Consider the following 12,413-nt stretch of genomic DNA (forward strand, 5'->3'; position numbering starts at 1 on the left):
TTAAACCTTAAAACCAATTTTATGAGAACAAGAAACTATTTGTTAATCATTTGCCTCTTCCTGACATTCTGTCAAGGATGCGTCAAAGAACTCCACGAGTTGCCTCCTCGCCCGAGTCTCGTCGTGAAATTAAACGGGGTAGAAAAAGATTCAATCATCGTCTCTCCCGGAGAAGAGGTCAAAATTGATATCGATTTTATCGCGAACAAAGGATTCATCCAAGAGTTGTACGTCAAGGATAATGCCGGAACATACCTGAAAGGTTTCCCGCTGACGATGGATTCGACCGAGCTACACAACAAGAGCCAGTATTCCTACTCGTTCCGGGCAAATGATTATCTGCCGGAAGAAGGATCACATTACCAGACGTATAATTTTCAAGTGGTATGTAAGGATAATAACCAGCCAAAACAGTTGATTAATAAAACGATTACCATTTTGGTCGCTGATGAGTTAAAATCCTATACGGTAACCCTAGGAGCGCAAGGAAACACGGAACATGGCCATTTTCTTAAACTTAGCACGGGAGAAGTTTTCACATTGGCACAAGTTCAACAAATGAGCATGGAAGAACTCATGGAAATCGAATTGTGTTATTTCTATGGCGAAGAGGATGAAGTGGAAACATATTACCGTGAGCAACGCTTATATCCCTTACTCGGAACGCATAATACGTCTGCCAGTTGGGGTTTTATCATGAATCAATATGATATCATGGCTCCTTACAGAATCCCAACTTTAAATGCAGCCATTACAGAAGGAAGTTACGCACAAAATAAACTTGGATTTATTCAAGCTAGTATCTCGGCATCTCAAACTTACATCGATGTATACAAATACACGACAGACATTACATATGGAGTGAGTATAACAGAAAGTACACATCCGACATGGGAAGGTATTTATGTTATTAACTTGCAAAGATTTAGCCAATGGCCTGACAGAAACCTCTACGACACGAACAAAGCCGTATTCCGTGTCAAAGAATTGGTACCCGGTAAAGACGGATACATTACTCTGGAAGTTAAGGCTTCACCTAAATACCTTTATTAATTTAAACGAAAGTTCAAATGAAACTTACATATATAAAACTATCCGTAACCCAGATATTATTTATCTTGTTGCTCGCCTTATCGAACAACGTGTTCGCACAGAATAAAGAAATAAAAGTAACGGGAACAATATATGACGAAACCGGTATCACGCTCCCTTCTGTTACCGTTACCGTGAAAGGGCAAAAAGGCGTGGGAGTACTTTCCGACAATGACGGAAAATTTATGATCACGGTACCGGAAGGTAGCACGCTCATCTTTTCATTCGTGGGAATGAAATCACAGGAAGTAGTCGTAAATGCCAAACAGGTTCCTTACAAAATTACCTTGAAAGAAGATACCAAGGCTTTGGAAGAAGTAGTCGTTACCGGGTACCAGACGCTGAAAAAACATGAAGTTGTCGGTTCGACTTTCACGGTGAAAGGCGATGATATACGTGTTGCCGGAGTGACCAGTATTGATGCTGCCCTTCAAGGAGTTGTCCCCGGAGTAAGTATCACGATTCCCTCGGGAATGATCGGAACATCCCCTCAAGTGAGAGTGCGCGGAACTTCCACGGTGATCGGGAATGCCTCCCCGGTATGGGTTATTGACGGTATCATTCAAGAAGACCCTCTCCCCTTTGCCGGAGCACAGTTAAATGACATTCTTAGTTCCGGAGACCTCAGTAGCTCAATGGCAAGTATTTCCGGGAGTAGTATTTCCGGCCTTAACCCGGACGACATTGAAAGTATCACGTTCTTGAAGGACGCGTCGGCCACAGCTATTTACGGGGTAAAGGCCGCCAACGGGGTTATCGTAATCACCACGAAAAGAGGTTCTAACACGAACGGAAGAATTAATGTTAATTTCAGAACGGATATTTCCCTGACTCCTAGAAGAACGTATGGACAAACGGACCGGATGAATTCTGCCGATCGTATTGCTTTATCCAAAGAAATCGTGGAGTCCGGAGTACCCTTTAGCCAATTCCCTCAAAATGTAGGTTACGAAGGAGCTTATCTCCAACTGATGAATAAGGAGATTTCCATGGACGAGTTCAATGAAAAAGTAACCCGCATGGAAAAACAAAACACGGACTGGTTCAAAATCCTCGCCCGTAACGCTGTCAGTCAGAATTATTCATTAAGCCTAAGCGGTGGAAACGACAAGCTCAATTTTTACGGTTCCGTGGGTTTCAACAAATCATTGAGTAGCTACAAGGGAAATGACCAAAGCAATAAAACGGTCAACTTCAGTGTGGATGCAAAACTACGGGATAATTTACGTACTAAATTTCAATTCTCTGCCAGTCAATCCGAGACGAACGCTTACTACACGGGAGTCAACCCGGAAGATTATGCTCTGAATACCAGCCGGATATTAGCCCCGGACGAATGGTATACCATCAATGAATCAAAAGCCTACTTCGAATTGGATAATGGCACTGCAATTAAAAGAGATATTCGCTACAATTTCTTGAATGAATTAGAACATACCGGAAACGAGAATAAGAATACGAAATTCCAAATTACAGGTAACTTGATCTGGAATATTACACCGGAAATCAAGTATGAATTAACAACTGCATTTACCAGAAACAGTTCAGAGGCTAACGTTTGGGCAGATGACCATTCTTATGCAGTTTCAAAAATCCGGGGAGCCAATTATGGAGAACTTGTAACCGGAGAATCCGACTCATGGTTAACCTTGGCCTCCGTGTTACCTTATGGTGGTATTTTGAATTACAATTCAACAAACCAACAAAGCTACACGGTGCGTAACCAACTGAATTACGGAAAAATACTTGATGAAGAAGGGAACCATGCCCTCAATGTTGCCTTGGGACATGAAGTTCGAGGAAACAGTTACATCGGACAGAGTGGCGTTGAATACGGCTACATGCCTAACAGAGGTAAAAGCGTGGACTACAATTACAGTCAACAAGCCAACAGAGATTACATTTTAAGCATTTATCCTGATTGTCAATATAGAGAAACAGCGAATGTACCTGCATATCAAGACCGCCACTCAATCACTCTCACGGATCAGATTGAAAACTACATGTCTTTCTATGCAACACTGGGATACTCTTATGCTAGCAAGTACACGTTATCTTTCAGTTTCAGACAAGACGCATCCAACAAATTCGGGCAGAACACGAACAATCGCTTTAACCCCGTTCTATCAGCCGGAATCAGATGGAATGTAAGTGAAGAGAACTTCATGCGCCAGTTTGGATGGTTATCCAACTTGACGTTGAAAGCATCCTACGGATCTCAAGGAAAAGCCCCGGATATCAGTCCCTATCTGATCGCCAATTTCAACATTGCACCGGACGTATTGACGGGCGATCAATTCCTGTCGATCAAGAACCTCCCAAACAAAGACCTGAAATGGGAAAAGACCAACAGTTTCAATGGCGGTATCGAACTCTCCATTCTAAACAACCGGATATATGGAAGCATTGACTACTACTACAAAAAAACGGTTGACGCTATCACCTACGTGAATATACCCGTGGAGAACGGAACTTCAAACATGGCAATTAATAACGGTTCCATCATCAATAAAGGTTACGACGTATCGTTGACCGTTATCCCCGTGCAGACAAAAAACATCAGATGGAGTATCAGCGCAACTTCCGGCTTTAACCGTAACGAGGTAAAAGATAACGAGGACAACGCCACGCTTGAAAAAATTACCGATGGTAGTGTCATTATCGAAGGCTTTGCTTTAAACAGTTTCTGGTCATTCCCGTATATCGGTTTATCGGACAAAGGAGTCCCTCAATTTGCAATCATCGACCAAACACCCGGAACTAAAACAAGGGTTGAATCGGGTACCCTACTTGATTACATGGTTTACAGCGGGGTAAAAGATCCTGTGTTCAGCGGTGGATTATCCACGAACTTCCGGTACCAGCAATTCACGTTATCTGCCACGTTTAACTTCCAGCTAGGACATCATAAACGTCTGAATCCTTTCATGAGAAGTCAGGCTACCAGCGGAGGCATCGGACAGCTACGTATCCCCGATCCGGAAAAAAATGCAAGCACAGAACTCAATAAACGTTGGAGACAACCGGGTGATGAGAAATACACGAATATACCGGCCATATTATCTTCGGATGAGAATTTAGCAGACTATCTCCCGGATAACTCACTCAGTTTAAGCGACAAAGGTGAAATTTATCGTTATCAGATGTATAACCTATCTGATTTACGGGTGGTAAAGGCCAATCATCTGAGATGTAATAATATTTCCCTGACGTATGCTTTACCGAAAGATATACTGGATCAATTAAGACTTACAAACTTAACGTTCGCACTAACCGTTACCGATCCGTTTATTATCAAAAGTAAAGGACTGGGTAAACAAGATCCGGAAACTTTAAGTACCAGTGCGACCACGGTTCTTCCGGTTATTGATCGTCAGCGCAAATTCTCGCTAAGTATAAGTTTGGGTTTCTAATCTGAAAAATTCAATTACCATGAAAAATATAATACAAAAAAGCATTCTACTTTTAGCCATTATTGGACTATGGTCTTGTAGTGACTTTCTCGAAGAATCTTCTCAAGACGAAGTCATTCCTTCCACGATCGAAGACTTGGATCAGCTACTGGCATACGAAGGCTATCCCAGACGGGACTTTACGCTAATGCCCTACTTGAATTTACTGGATGACGACGTAACCCAATACATCACATCCAATAACGCCAAACCGGTCGTGACGAAATACAGTCCCCTGTATTTATGGGGCGGACGTTCCGTGGAGAACAATGAAAATATGTTCGACGACTTCAATAACCTACCTAACCCGACTACCGGCATTACAAGTATCGAAGTGGATTCCTACGCGACTCTTTACAAAATGATCGCGGGATGCAATGTTGTTTTAGACATGATCAACGAGGTAAGCGGAGAAAGCGAAACGAAAAAAAGAGTAGAGGGAGAAGCTCGCATATTACGTTCGTTCCATTATTTCAACCTTATCAACCTCTATGCTTATCCTTACAACGCTCCCAATGCCCCACAAGGAAAAGCAGCGGGAATCCCATTGAAATTAAGTAGTTCCATTGACCAGAATTCCGTTCCTCGTAGCACGGTAGCCGAAGTTTATGCAGCAATAATCTCGGACGTGGAAAAAGGAATCAGCCTATTGACCGAAATCAACGCCACGGGTTCTAAATTCCGTATCGGGATGAACGCCGCACATTTATTGGCAAGCCGCTACTATCTTTTCATGGAAAACTGGGAAAAAGCAGCAGAACATGCAACCAGCGTATTCTCTACACCCGGAAGTAACCTTACCTTATATGACATGACTCCCATAGATTATCCGGCAGCTATTAGCCTTGGGGGATTTCCGTACCCATTCACGTTAAATAACTCCGAGATCATATTCTATTATGCAAGCGAGAATGAATATCAAATCGTGAAAGCAGAATACACCACCGAATGCTTTATGGCATCTGATGCGTTACGAAATTGCTTTGCAGATGACGACCAACGTTGGAATGGTTATCTATGCCCATACAATGAAGAAAGAGATCAAAAAAAGCTATCCAAATTTTCTAATCAACTTGAATTTGGAGCATGCTTACGTCTGAGTGAAGTTTACCTGAACCGGGCAGAGGCTTATGCACAGATGGCGAAGGCCGGACAAAATGAATACTTTGCAAAAGCAGTATCCGATTTAAACTCGATAAGAGAGAAACGCATTAAAAATTACAGCTCTCAAGCTTGGACCAGCAGCACGTTCAACAATAATGCCGAGAATTTAATCGAAACGTGTAGAGAAGAACGTCGCCGGGAATTTTGTTTCGAAGGTATGCGCTGGTTTGATTTGCGACGCTACGGGATGAAATCCTTCTCTCATAGTGTTGACGAATCAACCTCTCCCGGAGATGAATATTCCGTTGAAATTGGAACAGCAAGTTCTAAATGGGTGTTACCCATCATGAAATCTCACAAAGAAAGTAATCCGGCATTGAATTAATAAAACGAAAAACTATGAAAATAAACTTACATATATTACTGTTAGGAATATTACTCGTTTCCGCACTATATTCCTGCAACAACGAGGATGACTTGGATATCTCCGAGAAAAAAGACAATCGGTTCGATCTTCCACAAGGAGATCACGATTTCGACGACCAGATCGTGGAATGGAATAACAATTACGGAACTTCCGTCCTCTACAGGTTCTCCAACGCAGACCTCAATTACCATTTCACCTCCAGTAGTAATGATGTTGTCTATGACGTGAAAGTGGAAGCCGAAGAGGAAGGTATTCGTGCAGCCGTACAGTTTTTGAAGGAAGACTTCTTTGACCTATACTCGGACGAAGTAAAGAAGGAACTATTCCCCGCAAAGATTCTTATGGCCGGAATGCTATACCAAAACAACAATTATGTGCCGTTATGGGACACGATCAGTCAAGGCGGTATGGACTTTAAGAGAGGATATATGGTGAGAGGGATCGACCATATTACGTTACCCCACGTGGATAAGGATTTCGCACAACGTATACAAAAACCGGAATACCGGGAAAGATTAAAAGTTGCTTTGAATCGCACGTTTATTCAATTCTTGATGAATCCATACAATGATATTATCGCCAAAATAGAGTATAACAATATTTTAAACACATTTGCCTCCTATTCTCTCATATCCGAAGACGCCAAAAATGGTACAACAAATCCCTACTCTTCCGGAAATCAATGGTATGATGAAGAGGTTATGTATCAATTAGGATTCTTAGAATACGGCACATACTGGAATTTTTGGGAACCTTATTATTGGACAGCGCCAGATAAAGACGACGATTTTTATTCTTTCTTGGAATTCATTTTTACCCAAACAAAAAGTGAATTACAGGCAAATCCCCTTTATACCAATTACCCGCAAATTCAAAAGAAATGCGACTACCTAATAGAGGTATTTGCAGAATACGGCATAGATCTACATTGTGTCGGGGGGAAAGAATAGAACGAAAAAGGAGCCTTTAACCGGGCTCCTTGTTTCATCAATACAAGCTCTTCGCTACTTTTATAACGTCTTCTGCCAATTGATTGGCAGCAGCCTCGTCTTTAGATTCGGAATAAATCCGAATAATCGGTTCGGTGTTGGATTTCCGCAGATGTACCCACCCGTCCTTGAAATCAATTTTCACACCATCAATATCGGTAATTTCTTCCGAGGCATATTTCTTTTTCAATCCCTCCAATATCTTATCAACATCCATATCGGGAGAAAGTGTTAACTTATTCTTTGAGATAAAATATTGCGGATAAGTTGCTTTTAAAGCGGTCATACTCTTTCCTTCTGCCACGAAATGAGAAAGGAACAAACCGACACCTACCAAGGCATCACGCCCGTAATGGCTTTCCGGATAGATGACTCCACCGTTTCCTTCACCGCCAATCACCGTGTTGGTCTCTTTCATCTTAGTCACCACGTTCACCTCTCCCACGGCCGCAGCATTATATTGTTGTCCGTGAGCCAACGTTACGTCCCGCAAAGCACGAGAAGAAGAAAGATTAGAAACGGTATTTCCCGGAGTATGTTTCAACACGTAGTCGGCAACCGCTACCAGCGTGTACTCTTCCACGAACATCTCACCGTTCTCGCAAACTAATGCCAAACGGTCAACATCCGGGTCAACCACGATACCCAAGTCTGCCCCACACTCCTTGATCTTCTCTGAAATCTGGGTCAGGTTCTCCGGAATGGGTTCCGGGTTATGAGCAAAGCGTCCCGTAGGCTCGCAATTCAACTCGACAACCTCTTTTACACCTAAAGCTTTCAACAAAGCGGGAATCACGGTTCCTCCCACGGAGTTCACCGCATCCACGACAACTTTCAAATTCGCCTTGGCAATAGCCTCCCGGTTCACGAGTTTTAGATCCAACACGTGCTGAATATGGTAATCCGTGTAATCCTTGTGGGTAATCGAACCCAATTCGTCCACTTCCGCATATTCAAACGACTCCTGTTCTGCCATCTGAAGGACTTTTGCACCATCCTCGGCAGAGAGGAATTCCCCCCGGTTATTTAATAATTTTAAAGCATTCCACTGTTTCGGGTTATGGCTGGCTGTTAGGATAATTCCCCCGTCAGCCTGTTCTGCGGTAACGGCAATCTCCGTGGTTGGGGTAGTTGCCAAACCGATATTCACCACGTCATGCCCCAGACCGGACAAAGTAGCCTCCACTAATTTAGCATACATCTCCCCGGAAATTCGGGCATCCCGGCCTAGTACGATTTTAGCTCTTGTTTTCCCGGCCCCGGTCTTCAACCAAGTGGCGTAAGCCGAAACAAATTTAACAATATCCAAGGGAGTTAGGTTATCACCCGGACGTCCACCGACAGTTCCCCGGATACCGGATATAGATTTTATTAATGTCATAACAATTGAGAATTGAAAATTGAAAATTGAAAATGACGATCATTCAATTTTGCAACCATGAAATAAAAATAAAGGGACTGTATCCGTTACCCCTTTATCGAGATAACACGTACAGTCCCCTTTATCAATAAAATTAGATAGATGCCTTGTAAGCGTCAGCGCTTAACAATCCGTCTAATTGTGCTTCGTCTTCAACTTTTACCTTGATAATCCAGCCTTTTCCATAAGGATCTTTGTTTACCAAGTCGGGTTGATCTTCCAATTCTGAGTTGAATTCCAATACCTCTCCGGAAATCGGCATATACAAATCAGAAACCGTCTTTACAGCCTCGATACTACCGAAAGTATCTCCAGCCTCTAGGTTATCACCTTCGGTCTCAACCTCAACAAACACGATGTCACCTAATTGACTTTGTGCATAGTCAGTGATACCAACATATGCTTCTTCACCCTCAACACGAATCCATTCGTGTTCTTTAGTGTACTTTAATTCTGCAGGTACGTTCATTATCTTATAAGTTAAATTAAATTTGACAACTATTATGTGGCACAAATATAAGGAAAAATTTAAACTCCAAAACTGTTAATTGAAATTTTAGCCTACACTTTATTACTTTTATTAATAACCCGTTCATCCTCAACATAAATCATCTGTATCCCTTTGTTTTCGGGCGCTCAAGAATATTTTTCTTTGTAAGAAAAACGCAATTTTTTCCATTTTTTCGATCTAGAAATATTGCATAATAAGAAAAACTATCTATCTTTGCACCGCAATTGAGAACAACAGCGGTTGTTCGATGCAAAAAAGGTTCGGTAGTTCAGCTGGTTAGAATACATGCCTGTCACGCATGGGGTCGCGGGTTCGAGTCCCGTCCGAACCGCCTTTTTTGAAAACATTTTGGTCTGGTAGTTCAGCTGGTTAGAATACATGCCTGTCACGCATGGGGTCGCGGGTTCGAGTCCCGTCCAGACCGCCAAGAAAAAGAGTTTCGAGTAAATATTCGGAACTCTTTTTTATTTCCATGCTTTTTAAAGCACATATCGGGCAGATATACTATCCACAATCGACCCCATGAGTATATTGAAGAGACAACACAATAAAAAGAGAGATGCCTGTTAATCGATCGACTAACAGGCATCTCTGCGGTTCGGACGGGACTCGAACCCGCGACCCCATGCGTGACAGGCATGTATTCTAACCAGCTGAACTACCGAACCAGATTTAAAAACAACCTCTGTTGTTTCTGATTGCGGGTGCAAATATAGCCTTTGTTTTTAATTCTACAATGATTTTTATACAAAAAATTCACGATAAACCATTTTTCTCCCGTCACTTTAATATATCAAGGTTAAAAACTATATTTGCAATAAATAACATTCATACTATGCAGCAGCCAAAAGAATACTATCAAGCACAAATATCACGCCTTACGATCCTCTTAAAAAAACACAGACAACGGCGTAACGGTATCACCCTCACAAAAGTCTTCTTATTCCTGTTAGCCATATATTTTATATATACCTTCGCCAACACAGGGTACACGCCTTATCTCATCGCTTTTATTGCTGCCATAGCACTATTCATTATCACGAATATATTCGAAACCAAATTATTAAAAGAGATACAATTCCTGCACAAACTTGAAGAATGTTCCCGTGTGGAACTGGAATATCTTGCCGGAAACTTTAAAAATCTCCCGACAGGCGAAGAGTACAAAGATCCGTCTCACCCTTACGCTCACGATCTCGACGTATTCGGGGAAGATTCCCTTTTCCAATCCGTCAACCGTACGGTCACGCCCCACGGAAGAGAGAAGCTACGGGAATGGTTGCTCCACCCGTTAAAATCCGGGCCACCCATCATCGAGCGCCAACAAGCCATCGAAGAATTTGCCCGCGAGCCGGAATGGTGTCACGTTTTCCGGGCCAAGGGCAACAGCCAGTGTATTACCCACATGGCCATGCAACAAATCGAACAATGGCAGCGGGAACAAGTCGGGCTACCACGCTGGACTCGCCCTTTCCTGTATATTCTTCCGGTACTGACGGTCTCCGCTTGGATATTATACATTGCCTCCGTACTCACGTTAAATATTCCATTACTCCTTTCCTGCGTGTCCCTTTTTTGTAGCTATCTACCGGCTCAAAAAACATTACGAACTCATATGCGTCTGGATGAATTCACCCGCTCGTTCAGTAACCTTCACGAACTGATCGGACACTTTTCTACATTTACCTGTTCTTCCGCCAAATTAAAAACATTGCGTCAACAACTATTCAACGAAACGTACAATGCGGACGAGGCTCTACGTTCCCTGCATAAAATACAGGAAAGTTTCGACCAGCGCTCCAATGCAGTGGTTGCCATGTTCATGAACGGGCTTTTCATGCGGGAATTGCACCTTATCCAGCGCCTTGTTGCTTGGAAACGCCGCTATGCCGCGGCCATCCCGACTTGGGTGGAAATCACGGGAGAACTTGACGTTCTGGTCAGTCTGGCCAACTACAAGTATAACCATCCCGATTTTATCCATCCTACTCCCGGAGACAATCAACTTTTACGGGGTACAGCCATCGGTCACCCCCTCCTACCCGCCAATGAATGTGTAACCAATGATTTCGAAGTAGCCCAATTACACGAATTCTATATCATCACGGGAGCGAACATGGCCGGGAAATCCACCTTCCTACGTGCGATAGGGGTGAATCTTGTACTTGCTTGTTGCGGAGCTGTCGTTCGGGCTGAAAGTTTTGAATTCCAGCCTATGGCCCTCTTTACCAGTATGCGCACCGTTGATAACCTGGCGAAAGGAACCTCTTATTTCCATGCCGAATTACTCCGTTTACAACAACTTGTCAATATGGCACAACACGAAGAACGTTTGTTTATCATTTTGGATGAAATCCTAAAAGGGACTAACTCCCGGGACAAGTTGAACGGCTCCCGTCGTTTCCTTCAAAAATTACTCACGTTACCTGTTGCCGGACTTGTTGCCACGCATGACCTCGAACTCGGAGAACTTGCCAACACGATACCGGACAACTTCTTTAACCGATGTTTCGAGATCACACACACGGATGATGACATTGCCTATGATTATAAACTGAAACCCGGTATCAGTCAAAACATGAATGCATCCATCTTACTTGAAAAAATGAAACTCGTGTAAGAATCATCCAATCCGAACATTCCTCTGTCGTTTCCGTTTAACACGGTAAAAACAGGAGAATATGAAAACAATGATTTTGATCACGCTACTTTTACCCATGGTACTTCTCAATGGATGTAAGGACAAAACTCAAGATAAAGTTTCCAACATACCGGACAGCACGTTTGCCGCAACACCTGCCATTACCAATAACTATTACTTCGTCGGAGAATACCAGTATCAAACAGATAAAGCAACCTTAAAAGATCAAACCACAGGTGCCACGTTCACCATCAATAACGGGGAAATAGCGACCCAATTGGCAGAACAATATTTAGCGCTAAAGCTACCTACCGGAAAGGGCGTCAGCGTTCAATTACTCGGACATCTCTCCCCGGCGAACGACGTTGAACACACTTCCATGAACGGCCTTACCGTTACTCAAATCATCAGCTTACACCCCGGAACAAATCCACGTGGCACACGACTCACGGGAGACTACATAACCTATGTACCCAACAATATCAAGCCAACAGAACGGTTCACGTTCTCATTACATCCCGACTACACCTACACGTTCAGTATTTATAATCTAAGTGCAAACTCCTCCCGTGATGCTACCGGAAAGTGGTTTCTTTTAAACAAGAACGAAATTCAATTCACCAATAATCCCCTCACGAGTTTCACGAACGAGGCCTTCATCCATGATGACGGGAGGCAATTAACCTTCAAGCTCAGTAAAAGGGTTTATTATAAACAAGAATAAGAAATTTCCCTGTAACATATTGCTTGTGCATCACCATGACTCACGCCATAACA

Annotated in this window: 8 protein-coding genes and 3 tRNA genes; 8 read left to right on the forward strand and 3 right to left on the reverse strand. The window is 42.9% G+C overall.

What is annotated here, in order from left to right:
• The first annotated feature begins 21 nt into the window (after positions 1-21).
• From R8806_RS06565 to R8806_RS06580, 4 genes are read left to right on the forward strand one after another with little or no spacing between them, the layout of a single operon-like run.
• Positions 22-1,053: a hypothetical protein gene (locus R8806_RS06565; protein ID WP_124317389.1), complete on the forward strand. Its 1,032-nt coding sequence runs from the start codon at positions 22-24 to the stop codon at positions 1,051-1,053.
• Between the two features lie 17 nt (positions 1,054-1,070).
• Complete coding sequence (locus tag R8806_RS06570) at positions 1,071-4,505, forward strand: SusC/RagA family TonB-linked outer membrane protein (protein WP_124317388.1); 3,435 nt, start codon at positions 1,071-1,073, stop codon at positions 4,503-4,505.
• A gap of 19 nt (positions 4,506-4,524) precedes the next feature.
• Entirely contained in the window at positions 4,525-6,033 is a 1,509-nt protein-coding gene (locus tag R8806_RS06575) for a RagB/SusD family nutrient uptake outer membrane protein (protein ID WP_124317387.1), read from the forward strand.
• Positions 6,034-6,047: 14 nt separating this feature from the next.
• A complete protein-coding gene (locus R8806_RS06580) occupies positions 6,048-7,025 on the forward strand; it encodes a hypothetical protein (RefSeq protein ID WP_124317386.1) in 978 nt (325 codons plus the stop codon).
• A 37-nt stretch (positions 7,026-7,062) separates the two neighbouring features.
• On the opposite strand, the gene glmM is transcribed toward R8806_RS06580, so the two are convergent.
• On the reverse strand, positions 7,063-8,445 hold the full coding sequence (gene glmM / locus R8806_RS06585) for a phosphoglucosamine mutase (RefSeq protein ID WP_124317385.1): 1,383 nt from the start codon (positions 8,443-8,445) through the stop codon (positions 7,063-7,065).
• A gap of 133 nt (positions 8,446-8,578) precedes the next feature.
• On the reverse strand, positions 8,579-8,953 hold the full coding sequence (gene gcvH, locus R8806_RS06590; RefSeq protein WP_087422705.1) for a glycine cleavage system protein GcvH: 375 nt from the start codon (positions 8,951-8,953) through the stop codon (positions 8,579-8,581).
• A gap of 299 nt (positions 8,954-9,252) precedes the next feature.
• On the opposite strand from gcvH, the gene R8806_RS06595 reads away from it, so the two are divergent.
• Positions 9,253-9,326, forward strand: a tRNA-Asp gene (locus tag R8806_RS06595).
• A gap of 19 nt (positions 9,327-9,345) precedes the next feature.
• Positions 9,346-9,422 (forward strand) — tRNA-Asp (locus R8806_RS06600).
• 167 nt (positions 9,423-9,589) lie between these two features.
• Here the strand turns inward: R8806_RS06600 and R8806_RS06605 are convergent.
• A tRNA-Asp gene (locus R8806_RS06605) sits at positions 9,590-9,663 on the reverse strand.
• Between the two features lie 167 nt (positions 9,664-9,830).
• Here R8806_RS06605 and R8806_RS06610 point away from each other — a divergent pair.
• Positions 9,831-11,615, forward strand: coding sequence for a MutS-related protein (locus R8806_RS06610; RefSeq protein WP_164719966.1), 1,785 nt, complete (start codon positions 9,831-9,833; stop codon positions 11,613-11,615).
• 61 nt (positions 11,616-11,676) lie between these two features.
• Positions 11,677-12,360 (forward strand): hypothetical protein, encoded by a 684-nt coding sequence (locus tag R8806_RS06615; protein WP_124318074.1) that lies wholly within the window; start codon positions 11,677-11,679, stop codon positions 12,358-12,360.
• The last annotated feature ends 53 nt before the right edge of the window (positions 12,361-12,413 follow it).

It is taken from the genome of Butyricimonas faecihominis (assembly GCF_033096445.1).
In the GTDB taxonomy this organism is placed as follows: domain Bacteria; phylum Bacteroidota; class Bacteroidia; order Bacteroidales; family Marinifilaceae; genus Butyricimonas; species Butyricimonas faecihominis.